Raw genomic sequence first — 18,556 nt, 5'->3', positions numbered from 1 at the left:
CCGGAACCCCCGCCGGACGGACCCGCTACTCCCGGTCGCGCAGTTCGCGCCGGGTGAGCTGCCGTGCGTGCGGCAGACCAGACGCGTCGATCAGCACCGAACCGGCCGGAGCTGCCGCAGCGCCCGACGCATCGGGATCGACCGGAGCATCCGGCTCGGGCGCCCCGCCGGCATCCGACCCGCCCGCCTTGCGCGCCGCCCGCCGCTCCTTGGCACCCTCGACGAGGTTGTAGAGCGTCGGCAGCACGATCAGTGTCAGCACGGTCGAGGACAGGAGTCCACCGATCACGACGATCGCCAGCGGCTGGGAGATGAACCCGCCGTGCCCGGTGATGCCGAGCGCCATCGGGGTGAGGGCGAGGATCGTCGCGAGCGCGGTCATGAGGATCGGACGCAGACGCTTCTCCCCACCGGCCTTGACCGCCTCGACGGTCGACAGTCCCTTCTCCCGGTACTGGTTCACCAGGTCGACGAGCACGATCGCATTCGTCACCACGATGCCGATCAGCATCAGCACACCGATCAGCGAGGCGACTCCGAGCGGCACTCCCGTGACGATCTGCAGCAGGATCGCCCCCGTCGCCGCGAACGGCACCGAGACGAGCAGCAGCAGCGGCTGGCGCAGCGACTTGAAGGTCGCGACCATCACCACGTAGACGATCAGGATCGCCGCGAGCATCGCGAGGCCCAGCTGCGAGAACGAGTCCGCCTGCTGCGACGCCACGCCACCGACCTCGGCGGATGCGCCGTCGGGCAGGTCGACCGCGGCGAGCGCCTCGTTCACCGACTGTGTGGCGGTGGCGAGGTTGTCGGATGCCGGCGGCACTGTGATCGTCGAGGTGCGACGCCCCTGCTCGGTCGTGATCGACGTCGGGCCGTTGCGCTGCTCGACGGTCGCGATGTCCTGCAGCTGCACCACGCCGAGCGGCGTCGGGATCGCCAGCTCCTTGAGCGCCTCGACCGTGGTCGGCGGCTCGGGCGTGACGATGTAGACGGTCAGCGCGGTGTCGTCGATCTCGACGGAACCGGCCTGCTGCGGGCGCATGGTGTTCGACACGATCGAGCCGACCGCGACCTCGGAGAGCCCGCGCTGGGCGGCCGCTTCGCGATCGACCACGACCGCGATGTACGGCAGCGATGCGGCGAGGTTGTCGGTGACCTGACCGACTCCGTCCCGGCCGTCGAGCTCGTCGACGAGTGCCGTGGTCGCGGTCTGCAGGTCATCGGAGTTCGGTGCGCTGACCGTGATCTCGATGTCGCTCGAGCCGAATCCCGCGGAGGCGGACACGGCCACATCGCCGACCTCGTCACCGAGTCCGTCGATCGCGTCCTGCACATCGGCGCGGAGCTTCTCCTGGTCCGCGTCGGAGTCGGTCAGCACCGAGTACGTGACACCCGCTCCGCCCGAGAAGGCATCGCTGAGCGCCGAGCCGCTGGTGCCGATCGAGGCCTGCACGTGCTCGATGCCGTCGATGTCGAGCAGGGCGTCCTCGACCGCGACGGCCGCATCCGACTTCGCCTGCAGGCTCGCCGACGGACCGAGGTCCTGCGTGATGGTCATGGTGTTCTGCCCGGAGTCTCCGAGGAAGTTGACCTTCATCAGCGGTGCCGCGGCGAGCGTGGCGCCGAGCACCACGACAGCCAGGATGACCGTGACGCCCGAGTGCTTCAGCGTCCAGGCGAGGATCGGCCGGTACACGCGCTGGAGCTGCGTCGGCGGAGCATCGGGGTGCTCGGGGTCGATCGGCGTTCCATGCTCGTCGAGCAGCGGCTTGCCGGGCTTCAGGAACCAGTAGGCGAGCACGGGCACGATGGTGAGCGCGACCAGGAGCGAGGCCACCATCGCGATCGTCACCGTCATCGCGAACGGTCGGAACAGCTCGCCGACCATGTCGCCGACGAAGACGATCGGCAGGAACACCGCAACGGTCGTGATCGTCGAGGCGGTGATCGCCATCGCGACCTCGCGCACGGCGAGACGGATCGCATCGCCCTTGTCGGCATCGCCCACGTAGTGACGTTTGATGTTCTCGATCACCACGATGGAGTCGTCGACCACTCGACCGATCGCGATCGTGAGCGCTCCGAGCGTCAGCACGTTCAGCGAGTAGCCGAACGCCTGCAATCCGATGAACGTGATGAGCACGCTGGTCGGGATCGAGATCGCCGTCACGAGGGTCGAGCGGATCGAGAGCAGGAAGACCAGGATCACGATCACGGCGAAGACGAGGCCGAGCAGACCCTCGGTGGCGAGCGTCTCGATCGACTGGACGATGAACGGCGCCTGGTCGAAGATCACGGTGAACTCGGCATCGGGGAACGCCTTGCCGATCTCGTCGAGGGCCGCGATCACGCCGTTGGACACCTCGACGGTGTTGGCGGCGGGCAGCTTCGTGATCGAGATCGACAGCGCATCCTTGCCGTCGACCCGCGAGATCGAGGTGACCGGGTCGGACTCCTGCACCACGCTGGCCACCTCGCCGATGGTGAGATCGGTGCCCACCAGCGGCAGCGCCGCGATCTCGTCGACCGAGGTGATCTTGGCTCCGGTCTGCACCGTGAGCGTCTGTCCGTCGGCGGTGATGTCCCCGCCCGGGAAGAGGGTGCCGTTCTGCTGCAGCGCCGAGCTGATGGCCTGTGTACTCTGACCGGCGGCGGCGAGCTTCGCCGTGTCGGGGGTGATGCTGATGCGCTGTCCGACGCCACCGACGATCTCCGCGGCGTTGACCCCGTCGACGTCTTCGAGGTCGGGGATCGCGACGGATTCGAGTTCGGCCTGGGCGTTGTCGGCATCCTCGAATCCGGTGACGGCGACCTGGATCACGGGGAAGTCATCGATCGACACCGACAGCACCTGCGGGCTGACGTCTTCGGGCAGTTGCGACGAGATCCGGTTGATCGCCTGCTGGATCTTCTGCTCGGCTGTGGCGAGGTTCGTGCCGTAGGCGAACATCGCCTGGACGATCGAGGCGTTCGTGGTGCTGGTCGCGGTGGTCGACTCGAGCCCGGGGACACCCTGGATCGCCGACTCGACCGGCGTCGACACGTCATTCTCGACCACCTCGGGCGAGGCCCCGGGGTAGGTCGTCATGACGACGAGCGCCGGCAGCTCGAGCGAAGGGATGAGCTCCTGCTTGAGGTTCGTGAGCGCGAGCCCGCCGAACACCGCCGCGACGATGGTGATCAGGGCGATGAGCGCACGGTTCTTGAGGCTCAGGATGGCGAGTTTCGACAAGGCGTTTTCCTCGGTGTCAGGGTGTGGCTGTCGTTGCGGTCGGAGTGGAGGCGAAATCTCCGAGGATCCGCGCCAGTGCGGTCTCGATGAAGGACTGTGCCAGGCGGTCGTCGCGGATCTGCATGTTCCACATGACGCCGTCGATGAAGATCATCGCGGCACGGGCCCGGTCTTCACCATAGGTCGGTTCGAGGAGTTCCACGAGCCGGTCGGAGAGGTGACGAGCGAGTTCGCGCAGCCGCGGATCGTGCACGGCAGCGGTCACCACCGCGCGGTCGGCCTGGACGGCGTGCGCGTCCTCCATGCTGTCGGCGATCAGGGTGGCGATCGTGTGCGGAGAGACGCCGCGCTCGGCGAGGGTCTGACGGACACCGTCGAGGCGCGCGTCAACCTCTTCGGCAAGCGCGCGGAAGGCCGCGGCACGGAGGTCGTCGAGGGTGTCGAAGTACTGGGTCGTCGCACCGAGGGGCACACCGGCGCGGGCGGCCACCATGCGGTGCGTGACGGCCTCGGCGCCCACCTCGACGATCAGTTCCGCCGCGGCGGTCACGATCTCCCGACGGCGCGCTTCCGGGTCTCGTCGACGACGCGCACCATGCTTCATCCCGCCCCCTTGGACATCCGTACATGTACTTTTGTACATTTTCCGGATGTGAGGGCGCTGGGAGCGGGCCGTGCGGGATCAAGAACGGACCGGGCGTCGCGTGTTCCGGCCCCTTTCTGATCCCGCAACATCGGATGCTGCGCTCATACCAGTGCGGCCTCGACCTGCCCGCGCTCGAAGTACGCGACGAGCTCGGGGTCGAGCGGCGGGATCTCGATCGCGGAGCCGTCACCCCGCAGCGACGCGGTGGCGAGGATACCGGCCGCCACCGCCTCGCGCGCCGCGATCGGTGACGTCGCCGTCAGTCCACCGTGCCGCACGAACCGCAGGAACTCGGCGACGAGCAGCGCATCGGCACCGTCGTGCCCCGCGTCCGGGACCTCGGGAACGATGAAGGTCTCGTCGGCGTCGGCCGCGCCCGCATGCCTCCGATTCCACAGCTTGACCTCGCTGCCGGCCACGTCGCCGAAGTTCTCGATGCGCCCCTCGGTGCCGATCACGGTGTAGTTGCGCCAGTAGTCGGGCGTGAAGTGGCACTGCTGGTACGACGCGAAGATCCCGCCCTCCAGCTGCATGTTCACCATCGAGATGTCCTCGACGTCGACCACGGGGTGCAGGCCGGTGAGCGCGGTCGGCGGCCAGTTGTCCATGCTGAACCAGTCCGGCATCCGCTCCCCCGTCCGGTCTCGCCGGTCGGCGATGTCGCCGTACACGCTCAGCGCCCCCATCGCGGCGACCCTCTCGCTGTACGCGCCGGCGAGCCAGTGGATGATGTCGATGTCGTGCGCGCCCTTCTGCAGGAGCAGTCCCGTGGTGCGGCGGCGGTCGGCGTGCCAGTCCTTGAAGTAGAAGTCGCCGCCGTGGCCGACGAAGTGCCGCACCCACACGGCCTTGACCTGTCCGATGCGCCCGCTCTGGATCAGTCCGCGCATGAGCGTGATCACGGGCATGTGCCGCATGTTGTGGCCGATGTAGAGGCCGGTGCCGGTGCGGCGCGCGGTCTCGAGCATCCGGTCGGCGTCGGCGAGGTCGATCGCGAGGGGCTTCTCGCAGAACACCGGCACTCCGGCTTCGAGTGCCCGGATGCTGAGGGCGGCGTGCGTGTCGTCCGGGGTGAGCACCATGACGGCGTCGACGCCCGAGGCCAGCAGCTCATCGAGCGAATCGGTGATGAGCGCATCCGGGACGAGGGCGCGGGCGTCCTCGCGAGCGCGCAGAGCGAGGTCGCACACGGCGCTGATGCGTGATCCGTGCCCGGGGCGATGCACCTCTTCCTGGAGGGTCGAGCGCGCGCCGAAGCCGATGATGCCGATCTGGAGATCCACGATGGTCCTTCTGTGTGATGAGTCTGTGCGAGATGCCGAGGTCAACGGGCCCGCGGTGCGGGGGCGTCGAGGTCGGTGGATCCGCCGGGGAAGAGCGTCCATGCGAAGTCGTGCAGGCGCCCGGGGGTGGGTTCGGTCTCGAGGGCACGGTCGACGATGATGCGCGCCTGCCTCTCGTAGAAGTCGGTCGGGCCGACGGTCGTCAGGGTGGGCGCGATCAGGCGGGCGTCCGGGGTGTTGCCGACGCCCACCACCGCGACGTCGTGCGGCACCCGCAGACCGAGCATGTGCGCGGCGTTGATCGTGGCGATCGCGGCGAAGTCGGTCGTGGCGTACACCGCCCGCGGCCGGTTCTCGCCCGACAGCAACTCGACCGCCGCCGTGAACGCGCTCGCCTGGGTGTCGGCGTACGTCACGGTCCAGTTCGGCTCCGGCTCGATGCCGGCGGCCGCCAGCTTCTCGACGTAGGGCGTGTAGCGCGTGACCTGCTCGCCGGCGAGGCGCACCGCACCCTCGGCGGCGATGCATCCGATCGCGGTGTGCCGCTCCAGCAGATGATCCATCGCGATCTCGCATCCCGGGATCGCGTCGGAGCGGATCACGTCGAATCCCTCGGGTTCGAGGTGCTCGGAGAACACCACCAGACGCTGCCCGCGCCGGACGAGGTCGGCGAGGTTCTGCCGCGCCGGCTCGTCGAGTCCCACGCCGTCCAGATAAGCCACGTCGCTCTCGACGCGGTCGAGCGCGGCATGCCAGTCGCCGTCGGCGAGGATCAGCGTGGTGAGTCCGTGCTTGTTCGCCTCGGCGTTCACCGCGCCGGCCACCGCCAGGGACCACGGGTCGCTGAGCATGTGCAGCGAGAGCTGCACCATGCCGCTGCGTCCCGTGCGGATCGCCCGCGCCGCGCTGTTCGGCCGGTAGTTGAGCTCGTCGGCCGCGGCCAGCACCCGTGCGGCCGTGGCCTCGGCGACACCGGCCCCTGACGCCGCCCCCGCCCGCCCGGAGAACACATACGACACGGTCGCGGTCGACACTCCGGCCCGTTCGGCCACCATGCGCAGGGTCGGTCGCCGAGGCGCCTGGTGCTCGCTCTTCGCCATGTCTCAGCCCTTCGATCCGCTGAACGCGATGCCCTGGATGAACTGCCGCTGCAGGATCATGAAGGTCACCAGCATCGGGAGCGTCGCCAGCAGCGCACCCGCCATCAGCACCGGGTAGTCCGTGCCGTGGATGCCGACCAGCTGCGAGAGCCCGACCGACAGCGGCATCTTCGCGGGGTCGGTCGTCACGATCAACGGCCAGAGCAGATCGTTCCAGGACCACAGCACGGTGAACACCACAAGTGCGATGATGCCAGGCTTCGCGAGCGGAACCATGATCCGCCAGAAGGTCTGCCACGGATTCGCGCCGTCGATGCGCGCGGCCTCCTCGAGCTCGGCGGGCATGGACATGAAGAACTGCCGCATCAGGAAGGTGCCGAACGCGCTGAAGATGCCGGGCACGATGAGCGCCTGCAGGGTGTTGAGCCACCCCAGCGACTGGATGATCTCGTACTGCGGCAGCAGGTAGAGCTGCGACGGCACCATCAGCACCGAGAGGAACACCACGAACAGGGCGTTGCGGCCGGGGAACGGGATACGTGCGAACGCGTAGCCCGCCATCGTGCACAGCACCACCTGTCCGACCGTGCGCCCTACCGTGAGGAGCACGGAGTTCAGGAACATCTGCCCGAACGGCATCGAGTCGAAGACCTCGGCGAAGTTCGTGAACACCCATTCACGCGGCAGGAACGACGGCGGCACCTGCACGGAGTCCGACAGCGTCTTGAACGAGGTCAGCAGCTGCCAGACGAACGGGAAGACCATCAGCACGGCGCCGAGGAGGAGCACGAGGTGCACGATCCAGAGGCCGCGATTCCTCGGCTTCCCGGCGCGCGTGCCCGAGCGTCCGGCGGGAGCGCCGACCACGGCGCGCGTGTCGAGCGAGACGTCACTCATAGTGCACCCACTTCTTCTGCAGACGGAACTGCACGATCGTGAGGATCAGGATGATCACGAGCAGGAGGAACGCGACGGCGGCCGCATAGCCGCGGTCGTTGTCGAGGAAGCCCGCTTCGTAGAAGAGATAGACGACGGTGCGGGTGTTCGGCATCGCGGGGTTGCTGCGTCCGAGCATCATGTAGATCAGGTCGAACACCTGCAGCGCCCCGATCACGCTGATCACGCTGACGAAGAAGATCGACGGCGACAGCAGCGGGATCGTGATCGAGAAGAACTTGCGCACAGGACCCGCGCCGTCGAGGTCGGCCGCCTCCATGATCGTGTCGGGGATGCCCTGAAGACCGGCGAGGAAGATCACGATGTTGGTGCCCAGCCCCGCCCAGATCCCGACGACGGCGATCGCGATCAACGCGGTGTTCGGGTCGGTGAGCCAGCTGCGCCCCTCGATGCCGACGGCACCCAGAGCGGCGTTGAGCACCCCGTAGTCGCCGTTGTAGATCATGCGCCAGACCAGCGCGATGGCGGCCGGCATCGTGACGACGGGGATGAAGTACAGCGTGCGGTAGGCGCTGCGGCCCTTGAGCCCGGCGGTGTTCAGCAGGGCGGCGATCCCGACCGCGAGAGGGATCCCGATGAGCGCGATGACCGTGTAGACCGCGGTGTTGCGGAGGGCCCCGATGAGCTCGGGATCCTGGAACAGACGCGTGTAGTTCTCGATGCCCACCCACTCGGACCCGCCGAACGGCCCTGACTTCGTGAACGAGATGATGAGGGTCCGGACGGTCGGCCACAGGTAGAACACGGCGATGCCCAGTGCGGTCGGCCCGAGGAAGACCAGCGCCCACCAGGGCGAGGCTCCGGGACTCCGACGGCGGCGACGGATGCCGGAGCCCTGCGGCTCCGGCATCCGCTCCGCCGTCTCGACCGCGCGCGGCGCGAGGACGGTCATACGATCAGTCCTGCTCGGCGTCCAGTGCCGCCTGCATCTGGGCGGCGAGATCCTGGAGGCCGTCCTTCGGGGTCACCGCACCCGACCACACCTGGGAGAGCACCTCGCTCTCGATGCTCGTCCAGGCGGAGGTGTTCTTGGACACCGGGTACGGGACGGCGTTCTCGAGCGCGTCGATGTAGACCTGCAGGTCGTACTGGGGAAGCGCGTCGACCCACGCCTGCTGCGTGCCGTCGAACGCCGGGATCACGGTGCCGGTCTCGGCCTGGATCTTCGCGGCCTGCTCACCGGAGGCGAACTCGGCGAACATCTTGGCCTCGGCGAGGTGGGCGCTCTTCGCGTTGGCGACGTTTCCGACACCGTGGATCACGCTCTGGTTGCCTTCGGCGCCGGCGGGCAGCGGTGCCACGTCGACGTCACCGCCGATGTCGGCGTTGTCCGCGTAGGCGATGGCCGCCCACGATCCGTTCTGGAACATGGCGACCTTGCCCGAGAGGAAGAAGTCCTCGGGGTTCGTGTCCGTCATCTGCTGTGCCGTGGGCGAAGAGCCGGCGGCGATCAGGTCGGTCCACAGCTCGATGCCGGCGAGCGCTTCGGGCGATCCGTATCCGCTCTTCGTGCCGTCGGCGGAGATGACCTCTCCCCCGGCCTGGGCGATCGAGTTGTAGAAGTTCTCCTGACCGTACTGGCTCGCCGCGACGCCGAACTGCCCCTTCGCGGGATCGGTGAGCTTCGCGGCAGCCGCGGTGAAGTCATCCCACGTCCACCCCGCCGAGGGGTACTCCACCCCGGCAGCGTCGAACAGCGCCTTGTTGTACCAGAGGGCGACCGTGTCGAAGTCCTTCGGGGCGCCGTAGAGCTTGCCGTCGTAGGTGTACAGGTCGATCAGGCCCTCGGGGTAGTCCGCGGCGTCGATCCCCCCGTCGTCGAGAGGGGCGAGCTGGCCGTTCGAGGCGTAGAGCTGGAAGTTCGGGCCGTTCATCCAGAAGACGTCGGCTGCCGAGCCACCCGTCGCGGCGGTCTGCAGCTTGGTGAAGTACTCCTTGTAGGGGGTGACCTGGATGTCGATCGTGACGTTCGGGTGCTCCTTCGTGAACGCCGCGGCGATGTCCTCCATCGCGGGCTTCTGGTTCTCGTCCCAGATGGCGTAGCTGAGGGTGACGTCGCCGTCGGAGCTCTCCCCCGCGGTCGCGGAGGAGCAGGCGCTGAGGGCGAGGACGGCGGCCGCGGACGCGGCGAGGGCGCCCAGAGCGCGGCGGGTCGTACGGGGCATCGGTGTCTCCTTCGACAGTGCACGAGTGCAGGAACGGGTGTTAATCGTTTAGCGTTAATCGATTAGCAAGGAGAGTACCCCGCCCCTTCCCACCCCCGCAACCCCTGCTTCACCCCCGTCCGTCGCGCCCCGTCCCCGTCTCGCGGTCCCGTCCCGTCCCGTCCGTCCCCTCCGCCGAGACCCCCGTTCACCGTCGACGCCCCCTCTGATTGGTGCGATCCAGAGGGGGCCTCGGCGAGCAGAGGGGGTGTCGACCTTCGCGACGGACCGCACGACGGGGACGGGACCGCGACACGAGGACGGGACCGCGAGACGGGGACGGGACCGCGAGACGGGGACGGGACCGGGGGCGGTCCGGGGGTCAGAGGGCGGTGCCGAGGGCCAGGCCGAGGGCGGCGGCGAGGACGCCGAGCAGGAGCATCCCGACCGCGTTGAACACCGCGGACCCGCGCTCGCCGTCTCGCCACAGTGCGACGGTGTCGAGCATCGCGGTGCTGAATGTCGTGTATCCGCCCAGCAGCCCCGCGCCGAGCACGAACGCCGCGTCAGGGAGAGCCGCAGTGACCACCCCGAGCGCGAAGGAGCCGGATATGTTCACGAGGAGGATGCCCCACGGGAAGCGGCGGCCGGCGAGCCGCGCGACACCGAGGTCCACGAGATAGCGCAGCACCGCACCGACTCCGCCGGCGAGCGCGGCACCGAGGAAGAGCAGCGGGGTCACGCGGGTGCTCCGTGGCGGGGTCTGCCGAAGCGCAGGCCGAGCGCCGCTCCGGCCAGTCCGAGCACCAGGCTGCCGATGGCGTACGCGACCGCGAGCACCGGCGCGGCCGCCCACAGCTCCACCGTGCCGGTCATGAACGCGCTGTACGTCGTGAATCCGCCGAGCGCTCCGGTGCCGAGAGCCAGACGGAGGTCCGTGGAGGAGGGGAGGCGCGCGGCCAGCACTCCGATCAGCACGGCTCCGAGGACGTTGGCGAGCAGCACGGCCACCGGAAAGCCACCCGCGTCGGGCAACACCAGTCCGAGTCCCAGCCTCGCCGCCGTGCCGACCATGCCGCCCACGGCGACGAGCAGGATGCGGCGGAAGGTCATGCTCGCCACCTTAGTCGCGCGTGCCAGCGCGCCGAGTCGATGTCAAGGGCGTGGCTCCCTCGCTCCTCGCGACGTTGACTGTCGGAATGAGACCACTGTGGAAGCTCGAGAAGAACCTGCCCGTGGGCTCCCCCTTCGAGGCGGGCGCGCATCACGACGTGGTCGTCGTCGGGGCGGGCATCACCGGACTCTCGACCGCCGTGATGCTCACCCGCGCCGGACTAGACGTCGCGGTGATCGATGCGGGCGGGATCGCCGAGCTCGCGACGGGTGCGAACACGGGCAAGCTCTCGATCCTGCACGGCGCGCACCTGGAAGCGCTCCGACGGCACCATCCGGCCTCTCTCGTGCGGGCCTACGTCGACGCCAATCGCGCGGGGATGGAGTGGCTGACCGCGTTCGCCGACATGGCAGGCGTGACCTACACCCGCCGCACCGATCATTCCTACGCGCAGGGTCCGGCCGGTGCCGGGATCGTCCGGGACCAGCACACCGCCGCACGGGAAGCCGGGCTGCCGACGAGGCTGCTGATGGCGACGACCCGACCGAAGACGACGTTCCCGGTGGCCGCGGCGGTCGCGCTCGACGATCAGGTGACGATCGATCCGGTCGCGGTGGCCCAGGCCCTCGTCACCGAGCTGCTCGCGTCGGGCGGCACGGTGCACACCGGAGTCCGGGCGACGGGGACACGTGCCTTCGCCGGCCGGGTCGACACCGTGGACGGACCGCTCTTCGGCGACCACATCGTGCTCGCGACCGGCACACCGATCACGGATCGCGGCCTGTACTTCGCCAAGACGCGAGGACTGCGGTCGTACTGCGTCTCCTTCCGCGTGCCGGGCGGCCTCCCGGACGGCACCTTCCTCTCGGTCGACGGCCCCACCCGCTCGATCCGTCCGGTGAGCGCGGACGACGGTCCGGGCGGAGAAGCCCAGCTCGTCGTCGGCGGCAACGGTCATCCGGTCGGTCGCGGAGACGGTGAGGCTGCAGCGGTGGACGACCTCATCGCCTGGACACAGCTGCACTTCCCCGGCGCCGAGGAGACACATCGATGGTCGGCGCAGGACTACGAGTCGCACGACCTCATCCCGTTCGTGGGGGCGATGCCACGCGGTCTCGGTCGCGTCCGCTTCGCGACCGGCTACGGCAAGTGGGGCCTCTCGAACGGTCCGGCCGCTGCGCTGCGCCTCACGGCCGAGGTCCTCGGCACCCCTCGCCGCGAGCGCGCGGCCTGGATGACCACGATCGGCACACGGCTCACGGTCCCCGCCGATCTGGGGCGCGGTGCGAAGGAGGGCGGGAAGGTGGCTGCGGCCCTCGCGGCCGGGTGGACGGAGGCGGAACGCCACCCCACCCCCGTCCCGCGGCCCGCCGAGGGCCAGGGCACGGTGGCGAACCGCGCGGGTCGGCCGGTCGCGGTATCGACGGTCGACGGCGTCACCCGCGCAGTGAGCGCGGTGTGCCCTCATCTGGGCGGAGTGCTCACGTGGAACGACGCCGAGTGCTCGTGGGACTGCCCCCTGCACGCCTCACGCTTCCGCGCCGACGGCACCCGGATCGAGGGACCGGCGCTGCGCGATCTCACGCCTCTGTCGGGCGAGGACCGGGAATGATCTCGCCCCGGGGCGGCGCGCCATCCCATCCCTCCTGCGGCGTCTCGCCGTTCTCGCGGAACACGTACTGCGAGACGAGCTTGCGCTGACTGCTCGACCAGTCGATCGCGGGACGACGCTGTTCCGGCGGCAGGTAGCCGAGTCGGTAGACGGCCATGAGCTCCAGGTCGTCGGGCACACGAAGCAGCTGCACGATCTCGTCCCAGCGACCAGGAACCTCCATCGGGAAGGAGATGAACTGGATCCCCATCCCGAGCTCGACCGTGGTGAGCCAGACGTTCTCCATCGCGGCTCCCATGCTGAACACGGAGTAGAACGACGAGAGCTGCCCCGGCCGATACTCGCTCCGGTCGAGCATGACCCCGAGCAGGAGCGGTGATCCGGCCACCAGCTTGCGGTTCTCGGCACCGAGGGTCTTCGGAACCCCGAAGGTGTTCATGAGGGTCTGCCCGCGCTTCGTGAAGACCTGACTCGTGAAGGGGCGCAGTGCGGCGGGCAGCTTGTCGAAGAGCATGCCGCTGCGCTTCTCCTCCATCTCGGCCTCGCTGAAGCGGAAGTACGGCTTGTAGCGCTCGAAGAACGTGCCGTTCGACATCGCCTCGGTCATGCTCTCGCCCGAGATGCGTGCGATCTGCTCGATGGTGTCGCGGCTCTCGATCACGACGAACCGCCAGGGCTGACTGTTCAACTGCGACGGCGCACGCCCCGCGGCTTCCAGGAGGATGCGCTGATGCTCCTCGGAGACGGGGTCGGGCAGGAAAGCCCCGTTCGTGGTCTTGCGGCGGCGGATGGCGTCGAGCAGTTCCATGCGTGTCACTTCCGGTCGGCGGCGGATCGCGAGAGCACCAGCCCCGCGACGATGAAGGGGGCGGCGGTGAGCGCGACCAGCGGATGCCGCCGGGTGTGCGTGCCGAGGTAGGGGATCGCGGCGAGGGGGACTGCGGCCGGGAGCACCGCGAGTGCGGCACGACGGCCCTGGCGGGACCGGCCTGCGGATCCCGAGACGACCGCGGCACCGACGGACGTGCACGTGGCGATGTAGAGCAGGTGGTGCAGCCACCGGAAGTTCCGGGTGTCGACGATCCGCGCCGCGACCGACGCGCCGAGCACGCAGTTCGCGGCATAGACCCCTGCCGCGGCGACGAACAGCGACGCCGTGTTCCTGCGCCGGGATCCGTGAGCCATGCCCCGACCCTACGCCCGGGACCGCCCCGCGAGCGCCCCCTTGCATCCCGCCCGCCCCTTCGGTACGCCCCCCGCGTCGTTCCGGTCGCCCCACAGCGGGTTCCGGTCGCGATATGGCAGCCGAAACGGTGATTCGGGGTGACATATCGCGACCGGAGGGAGGGTCTGGGCTAGAGGTTGCCCTCCGCGTAGATGCGCAGCGTGTCGCGGACGAATTCCGCACCGTGCGTTCCGCCGGACGATGTCGCGTAGTTCGCGCCGAAACGCGGATCCGCGACGTACATCTCGCCGAGCCCGATCACGTACGCCTTGACGTCGCCTCCGGGGACGGCGCCGGGTGTGCCGGGGATGCCCGTGAGCCACTCGACGTGGCGCCGCGCGATCTCCTGAGCCTCGGAGGATGCCGGATCGATACCGCTCTCCGCGGCGGCGATCCAGTCGCGCCCGAGGTCGGACACGCGCTGCTGCCAGTCGGCGCGTTCGGCATCCGTCATCCCGCGCCACCAGCGGTCGCTGTCGGCGTAGGCGTTCTTGCCCCAACGCTCCTCGACCTCGTCCTTGTACTGCGTGTGGTCGAAGCCGTCGAACATGTTCTCTGCCATGAGTCGTTCACCTCCTCTCAATGCCGTGATGGTGGATTCGACCGACGCGATCTGTCGCGCCAGCCGGGTCTGCTCCTCGCGCAGAAGCGCGAGATGGGTTTCCAGCGCGGCGGCTTCGGTCTGCGAGGGCATCCGGTCGGTGGATGCGCCGAGGACCTCCGCGATCTGCGGCAGCCCGAGTCCGAGCTCCCGCAACAGGAGGATGCGCTGGAGTCGCACGAGCGCCTGCGCGTCGTAGTGCCGGTAGCCGTTGTGCGCGATGCGCGTGGGCGGCAGCAGACCGATGTGGTCGTAGTGCCGCAGCGTGCGACTCGTCGTGCCGGCCAGCCGCGCGATCTCCTGGATCGACCAGTCGTCCGTGTCCATGCCTACGCCTCCTTCCGTTCGATGACTCGACTCTAGGAGTTGACGTAACGTCAAGGTCAACACCGGCCACACACACGAACGGCCCCACCCCCGGTTTCGAGGGTGAGGCCGTTCAGGGTGAAGAGGTCAGTCGGTGGCGGTTCCGAACGCGGTGAGCGAGGCCGTGAGCGCGTCGGCGACCGCCTGCGCGTCGATGTCGAACAGCACGTCGACGTTCGGCACGCCCTGCCAGCGGTCGATCATCTGCACGACGGTCTGTCCGCGGGTGTGCGTCCCGTTCAGCTCGACGTCCACACGGAGGTTGCGCACCGTGAACCAGTCGGGGTTGAGGGCATAGGCGACGCAGGGCACGTCGTTGAGGTGCATGCCCTCGGTCTTCCACTCGGGCATCTCGTCGGGGTCGTCCTGACGATCCGGGTATCCGATCATCTCGCAGAGCGCCAGGCCCATCGGCGAGCGCGACTCCCAGAGGGTGCGGACGTGGTCCGGCGTGAGGGCGAAGCTCCGGGACACGTCCAGGCCGACCTGCGTGAGGGGTGCCCCGGACTGGATGACGATCTCCGCGGCTTCGGGATCGTTGAAGATGTTCGCGCTCGCGACGGGCGTGACATTGCCCCATGTGAGTGCCGCGCCGCCCATGTAGATGATGCGGCGCACCGAGCGCGCGAACTCCGGCTCCAGCTTGATGGCCAGAGCCACGTTCGTCAGGGGCGCGAGGGCCATGATCGTCACCTCCCCCGGAGCCGACATGACCGTGTCGATCATCCGGCGCACGGCATCCGGCGCGACCTCGGCCTGGGGGTCCGGGTCCGGGTACTCCCAGAAGCCCACCCCGCCGGGACGGTGGATGTGCTCCGCGAAGTGGGGTTCGCCGACCAGCGGCCGGCTCGAACCCTTCCAGATCGGCAGGTCGGAACGACCGGCGACAGCGGCGATCTTGCGGGCGTTGGCCGTCGCCGTGTCGACATCGACGTTGCCGAACACCGTGGTCAGCGCCTCGATCTGGAAGGCGTCGGAGGAGAGCGCCCAGAACAGCGCCCCCGCGTCGTCGATCCCGGGGTCGGTGTCAATGATCAGTCGTTCCATATCCATGCTTTCTTTCATGTCCTAGCGGCTGGTCTGCCGATCGGACGCTTCACTGAGCCCGTCCACGGTCGCCGCCCTCAGCCGTGCGGCGCGGGCGGAACGCGTGTAGACGAAGAGGTACCAGCAGTTGATCGCGATCAGCGTGATGTTGAGGGCGACCATGGGCGCGCTGCCGAGCATCAGGTTGTATCCCATCAGCAGCGAGGAGGCTCCGAGGTTCAACCAGCGCAGGCGCGAGATCGTCGGCTGCAAGAGCGAGACGATCAAGAGAGCGCTGCCGGCCCAGCCGACGATCTCGCGCCACAGATCCATCAGGAGGTCACTTGCCCACGAAGAGGCCGTTGCGGCGCTTCGCGAGGACGTAGAGCACCACGCTGATCGCGCAGAGGGCCGCGATGTAGATCGGGAAGATCCACATCATGCCCTGGCTCTGCAGCCAGAGGAGCAGGTACGAGGCGGTGCCACCGAAGATGGCGACGCCCAGACCGTAGCCGAGACCGAGCCCGGTGCCACGGATGTGCTGCGGCAGCAGGGAGTTGGACACGACGACGAAGATGGTCATGTTCAGGAGCAGCACGATCGCCCCACCGAACATCACGCCGGCGAGCGTGCCGACCCCGGGCTGCGAGTACAGCAGCGCCAGGAAGATCGTCGGGATTGCCGCGAGACGCGCCACCACGAACCACTTGGACATCGGGAACCGATCGAGGATGCGGCTCAGCGCGAAGGCTCCGACCGTCAGGAAGACGCCCATTCCCGTGGTGATGGCGAACACGGCGGTGGGGTCTTCTCCGAACGTGCCGTTGGCGAGGTTCGGGAGTCCGGCGATCCACGTGTAGTTGTACGCCTGGATCGCACCGACGATGAAGACGGTCGCGAGGACGCTCAGCCAGTACTTGCGGACGTCGCGCCACACCGAGTTGTCCTTGGTGGGGACCGCACCCACCGTGCGGATCGCCGCGGTGTCGAGGGTCTCGGGCAGCGTCCGACGCAGCCACAGCACGATCAGACCGAACAGACCACCCACGATGAACGGGATGCGCCAGCCGTACGCGGCGAGGGCTTCGGGGCCCAGCAGCAGGCTGATCAGGAAGATCGACGTGGGTGCGAGCAGGTTGCCCAGGTTGTTGAAGAACGCGAAGAAGCCGGCGACGTAACCGGGGCGGTTCGGAACCAGCTCGAGCGCGTACGCCGTGCCGAGCGGCGCCTCCACACCGGCGGAGAGTCCCTGCAGGAGGCGCGCGAGGACGACGACGATCGGCGCGAGGGCTCCGATGGTCTGGTAGTCGGGGAGCACGCCGATGATGAAGCTGCCCAGCGCGACCGCGCCGACGGCGAAGATCATGATCTTCCTGCGCCCGAAGCGGTCGGCCACGAAGCCGAAGACGACCCCGCCGAGCGGACGTGCGACGAACCCGACCGCGAAGACGGCGAGTGCGTTCAAGGTCGAGGCGAGTGGACTGTCGGAGGGGAAGAACGCCGCGCCGAGGTAGACCGACAGCAGTCCGAAGATCGCCCAGTCGTACCATTCGAGCGCGTGCCCCCAGCTCAAGGCACGGAGGTTCTTGCGCTCGGTGCGGCTCGCCTTGCCCCTCAGCTGCTGCGGTGCGGTGGCCACTACTTCTTCAGTGCTCATGGAGCTCCTTTGCTCTGCCCCCGAGAGGGAGTTGATCGACCCTTGAATGCGGATATCCCCTGGTCATGACACAGTTCCTGCACGGCGGCGAGGAGTGCTCATCTTCGGGAAGCAGATCCGAGTACGACTATAGTATAGCAATAGCCCCCTCCGTGACGGAAAGAGTTCATCGTGAATTCCTCACTCGACGACGACGACCGACGGCTCCTCGCCGCCGCATCCGACCTGATCATCCGTGCGCACGATGCGAACCTCCACCGCGTCGCCGCCGCCGCGCGCGGAGCCTCCGGAGCCATCTACCTCGGCCTCAGCCTGCGCACCCCACGAGAGAGCGTCTGCGCGGAGAGCACCGCCCTCGCCAACGCCCGGATCGGAGGCGAGCAGGAGATCGAAGCCATCGTCTCGGTCGGCCTGCGCGACGACGGCACGACCGCGATCCTCAACCCCTGCGGCGTCTGCCGGGAAGTCGTGCCCGCGGTCGCACCGGGCATCCGCACGCTCGCAGACGGCGGCGGCCACCCGGTGTGGGTGACCGCCGCCGATCTGCTGCCGATGCCGTGGGTTCGCGCGCGCACGTACGACTGAGCCGTTCGCGGAGGTCAGCGCCAGGGCAGCGGACGCCGCAGCACCTCGCCGATCCGATCCAGCACGCCGTCGAAGTCCATGTCGAAGACGACGCGGTGGATCGGTCGCGTCTCGTTCTTCACCGGATGCACGCCGGCGAGGTAGCGGTCTCCGGTCTCGGGGTCGCGGAAGGTCTCGAGCGGCCGCATGACCGCACCGGTCACGAGTTCCGGATACAGCAGGCTCGCCACCGCCATGCTGTCGTTGATGCCCATGACCCGGCGCCCCTCCGGCTGCGGGTAGGAACGCGAGTAGAAGCCGGCATAGTCACGACTGATCGCGGTGATCAGCTGCGCGGGCGCGAAGCCGGTCGACGAGGCGATGTCGAGGAAGAAGTCCTCAGGGACGAGGGCCTGACGGGTGACGTACGGCCCGCACCAGGTGACGTCGCCCTCGTGGGCTGCGACGACACGCGCGGCGTCGATGTCGAACGACACGTTGGGGTCACGCGAGACCCGGAACCGACGATCCTCCCACGGCGCGGTGTCGTGGTACAGCGCCGGGCCGAGCGTCCCGACGATGGTGGTCGAGCGAAGTCGCTGCAGCAGGTCGGGCAGGGCCTCGACAGCAGCGGCGAGGTTCGTCTGCGGACCGAGCGCGAGATAGTCGATCTCGCCGTCATATCGGTCGACGAGGTCGAGCACGACGGAGACACCGACCGGCTCGGGGTCGACCGACTCGGCGGGCCGGAGTCCCGTGTTGCCGAAGCCGTCCTCGCCGTGGATGCCCGGGTTCATCCGCAGCTCCTGCACCAGCGGCTCGTCCGCCCCGCGGTAGACCGGAACGTCGGTGCGTCCGCAGGTGTCCAGCACGTACCGTGCGTTGTCGGCGGCCCGCTCTCCGGTGGTGTTGCCGAAGACGCTGACCACCGCCAGGATCTCGACCTCCGGATCGGCGGCCAGAAGCATCAGCGCCAGGGCGTCATCCACCCCGGTGTCGGTGTCGACGATGACTCTTCTCATGGGT

General features: G+C 68.7%; 18 protein-coding genes. 2 read left to right on the top strand and 16 right to left on the bottom strand.

Annotated features, from left to right (window positions below; all coding sequences use genetic code 11):
* Nucleotides 1-25 precede the first annotated feature (25 nt).
* From LRQ07_RS02175 to LRQ07_RS02135, 9 genes are all read right to left on the bottom strand, one after another.
* On the bottom strand, nucleotides 26-3,235 hold the full coding sequence (locus LRQ07_RS02175; protein WP_256535704.1) for an efflux RND transporter permease subunit: 3,210 nt from the start codon (nucleotides 3,233-3,235) through the stop codon (nucleotides 26-28).
* Nucleotides 3,236-3,251: 16 nt separating this feature from the next.
* Nucleotides 3,252-3,839, bottom strand: a complete 588-nt coding sequence (locus LRQ07_RS02170) for a TetR/AcrR family transcriptional regulator (RefSeq protein WP_256535703.1) — start codon at nucleotides 3,837-3,839, stop codon at nucleotides 3,252-3,254.
* Between the two features lie 143 nt (nucleotides 3,840-3,982).
* On the bottom strand, nucleotides 3,983-5,164 hold the full coding sequence (locus LRQ07_RS02165; RefSeq protein ID WP_232762718.1) for a Gfo/Idh/MocA family protein: 1,182 nt from the start codon (nucleotides 5,162-5,164) through the stop codon (nucleotides 3,983-3,985).
* 41 nt (nucleotides 5,165-5,205) lie between these two features.
* Nucleotides 5,206-6,264 (bottom strand): LacI family DNA-binding transcriptional regulator, encoded by a 1,059-nt coding sequence (locus LRQ07_RS02160; RefSeq protein ID WP_256535702.1) that lies wholly within the window; start codon nucleotides 6,262-6,264, stop codon nucleotides 5,206-5,208.
* A gap of 3 nt (nucleotides 6,265-6,267) precedes the next feature.
* On the bottom strand, nucleotides 6,268-7,161 hold the full coding sequence (locus LRQ07_RS02155; protein ID WP_194239336.1) for a carbohydrate ABC transporter permease: 894 nt from the start codon (nucleotides 7,159-7,161) through the stop codon (nucleotides 6,268-6,270).
* Nucleotides 7,154-8,113 (bottom strand): carbohydrate ABC transporter permease, encoded by a 960-nt coding sequence (locus LRQ07_RS02150; RefSeq protein WP_232762720.1) that lies wholly within the window; start codon nucleotides 8,111-8,113, stop codon nucleotides 7,154-7,156. Before LRQ07_RS02150 ends, LRQ07_RS02155 begins: the two co-directional genes overlap by 8 nt.
* Nucleotides 8,114-8,117: 4 nt before the next feature.
* Nucleotides 8,118-9,386: an ABC transporter substrate-binding protein gene (locus LRQ07_RS02145; protein WP_134352853.1), complete on the bottom strand. Its 1,269-nt coding sequence runs from the start codon at nucleotides 9,384-9,386 to the stop codon at nucleotides 8,118-8,120.
* 361 nt (nucleotides 9,387-9,747) lie between these two features.
* Nucleotides 9,748-10,107, bottom strand: coding sequence for a fluoride efflux transporter FluC (locus tag LRQ07_RS02140; protein WP_131494545.1), 360 nt, complete (start codon nucleotides 10,105-10,107; stop codon nucleotides 9,748-9,750).
* The gene (locus LRQ07_RS02135) at nucleotides 10,104-10,478 is read right to left on the bottom strand and encodes a fluoride efflux transporter FluC (protein ID WP_256535701.1); all 375 of its coding nucleotides are present in this window, start codon (nucleotides 10,476-10,478) and stop codon (nucleotides 10,104-10,106) included. Before LRQ07_RS02135 ends, LRQ07_RS02140 begins: the two co-directional genes overlap by 4 nt.
* An 86-nt stretch (nucleotides 10,479-10,564) precedes the next feature.
* Here LRQ07_RS02135 and LRQ07_RS02130 point away from each other — a divergent pair, with 86 nt between their 5' ends.
* Complete coding sequence (locus LRQ07_RS02130) at nucleotides 10,565-12,091, top strand: FAD-dependent oxidoreductase (RefSeq protein WP_256535700.1); 1,527 nt, start codon at nucleotides 10,565-10,567, stop codon at nucleotides 12,089-12,091.
* Here the strand turns inward: LRQ07_RS02130 and LRQ07_RS02125 are convergent.
* The 6 genes from LRQ07_RS02125 to LRQ07_RS02100 form a co-directional block, all read right to left on the bottom strand.
* Nucleotides 12,060-12,899, bottom strand: coding sequence for a nitroreductase family protein (locus tag LRQ07_RS02125; protein ID WP_047522975.1), 840 nt, complete (start codon nucleotides 12,897-12,899; stop codon nucleotides 12,060-12,062). The two genes, LRQ07_RS02130 and LRQ07_RS02125, sit on opposite strands and share 32 nt — an antisense overlap.
* Before the next feature lie 5 nt (nucleotides 12,900-12,904).
* Nucleotides 12,905-13,276 carry a hypothetical protein gene (locus LRQ07_RS02120; RefSeq protein WP_256535699.1) on the bottom strand — a complete coding sequence of 124 codons (372 nt, stop codon included), beginning with the start codon at nucleotides 13,274-13,276 and terminating at the stop codon, nucleotides 12,905-12,907.
* A 170-nt stretch (nucleotides 13,277-13,446) separates the two neighbouring features.
* Entirely contained in the window at nucleotides 13,447-14,244 is a 798-nt protein-coding gene (locus LRQ07_RS02115) for a MerR family transcriptional regulator (protein ID WP_256535698.1), read from the bottom strand.
* A gap of 126 nt (nucleotides 14,245-14,370) precedes the next feature.
* A complete protein-coding gene (locus tag LRQ07_RS02110) occupies nucleotides 14,371-15,330 on the bottom strand; it encodes a nucleoside hydrolase (protein ID WP_256535697.1) in 960 nt (319 codons plus the stop codon).
* Between the two features lie 21 nt (nucleotides 15,331-15,351).
* A complete protein-coding gene (locus LRQ07_RS02105) occupies nucleotides 15,352-15,642 on the bottom strand; it encodes a hypothetical protein (protein WP_131492104.1) in 291 nt (96 codons plus the stop codon).
* A 7-nt stretch (nucleotides 15,643-15,649) separates the two neighbouring features.
* A complete protein-coding gene (locus tag LRQ07_RS02100) occupies nucleotides 15,650-16,966 on the bottom strand; it encodes an MFS transporter (protein WP_232762728.1) in 1,317 nt (438 codons plus the stop codon).
* A gap of 171 nt (nucleotides 16,967-17,137) precedes the next feature.
* On the opposite strand from LRQ07_RS02100, the gene LRQ07_RS02095 reads away from it, so the two are divergent.
* The gene (locus LRQ07_RS02095; protein ID WP_256535696.1) at nucleotides 17,138-17,551 is read left to right on the top strand and encodes a hypothetical protein; all 414 of its coding nucleotides are present in this window, start codon (nucleotides 17,138-17,140) and stop codon (nucleotides 17,549-17,551) included.
* Between the two features lie 14 nt (nucleotides 17,552-17,565).
* Here LRQ07_RS02095 and LRQ07_RS02090 read toward each other — a convergent pair whose 3' ends face one another.
* The gene (locus LRQ07_RS02090) at nucleotides 17,566-18,552 is read right to left on the bottom strand and encodes a nucleoside hydrolase (protein ID WP_256535695.1); all 987 of its coding nucleotides are present in this window, start codon (nucleotides 18,550-18,552) and stop codon (nucleotides 17,566-17,568) included.
* Nucleotides 18,553-18,556: the final 4 nt, after the last annotated feature.

This window comes from Microbacterium sp. J1-1 (assembly GCF_024498615.1).
In the GTDB taxonomy this organism is placed as follows: domain Bacteria; phylum Actinomycetota; class Actinomycetes; order Actinomycetales; family Microbacteriaceae; genus Microbacterium; species Microbacterium aurugineum.
Note: the sequence above shows the minus strand (reverse complement) of the source record. Positions and strands in the feature narration are given on the sequence as shown.

What these genes read in the sequence shown, in the direction of transcription:
- LRQ07_RS02170 (WP_256535703.1), bottom strand. Translation starts at nt 3,839, where the DNA reads ATGAAGCATGGTGCGCGTCGTCGACGAGACCCGGAAGCGCGCCGTCGG.
- LRQ07_RS02160 (WP_256535702.1), bottom strand. Translation starts at nt 6,264, where the DNA reads ATGGCGAAGAGCGAGCACCAGGCGCCTCGGCGACCGACCCTGCGCATG.
- LRQ07_RS02155 (WP_194239336.1), bottom strand. Translation starts at nt 7,161, where the DNA reads ATGAGTGACGTCTCGCTCGACACGCGCGCCGTGGTCGGCGCTCCCGCC.
- LRQ07_RS02150 (WP_232762720.1), bottom strand. Translation starts at nt 8,113, where the DNA reads ATGACCGTCCTCGCGCCGCGCGCGGTCGAGACGGCGGAGCGGATGCCG.
- LRQ07_RS02145 (WP_134352853.1), bottom strand. Translation starts at nt 9,386, where the DNA reads ATGCCCCGTACGACCCGCCGCGCTCTGGGCGCCCTCGCCGCGTCCGCG.
- LRQ07_RS02135 (WP_256535701.1), bottom strand. Translation starts at nt 10,478, where the DNA reads ATGACCTTCCGCCGCATCCTGCTCGTCGCCGTGGGCGGCATGGTCGGC.
- LRQ07_RS02130 (WP_256535700.1), top strand. Translation starts at nt 10,565, where the DNA reads ATGAGACCACTGTGGAAGCTCGAGAAGAACCTGCCCGTGGGCTCCCCC.
- LRQ07_RS02125 (WP_047522975.1), bottom strand. Translation starts at nt 12,899, where the DNA reads ATGGAACTGCTCGACGCCATCCGCCGCCGCAAGACCACGAACGGGGCT.
- LRQ07_RS02120 (WP_256535699.1), bottom strand. Translation starts at nt 13,276, where the DNA reads ATGGCTCACGGATCCCGGCGCAGGAACACGGCGTCGCTGTTCGTCGCC.
- LRQ07_RS02115 (WP_256535698.1), bottom strand. Translation starts at nt 14,244, where the DNA reads ATGGACACGGACGACTGGTCGATCCAGGAGATCGCGCGGCTGGCCGGC.
- LRQ07_RS02110 (WP_256535697.1), bottom strand. Translation starts at nt 15,330, where the DNA reads ATGGAACGACTGATCATTGACACCGACCCCGGGATCGACGACGCGGGG.
- LRQ07_RS02105 (WP_131492104.1), bottom strand. Translation starts at nt 15,642, where the DNA reads ATGGATCTGTGGCGCGAGATCGTCGGCTGGGCCGGCAGCGCTCTCTTG.
- LRQ07_RS02100 (WP_232762728.1), bottom strand. Translation starts at nt 16,966, where the DNA reads ATGAGCACTGAAGAAGTAGTGGCCACCGCACCGCAGCAGCTGAGGGGC.
- LRQ07_RS02090 (WP_256535695.1), bottom strand. Translation starts at nt 18,552, where the DNA reads ATGAGAAGAGTCATCGTCGACACCGACACCGGGGTGGATGACGCCCTG.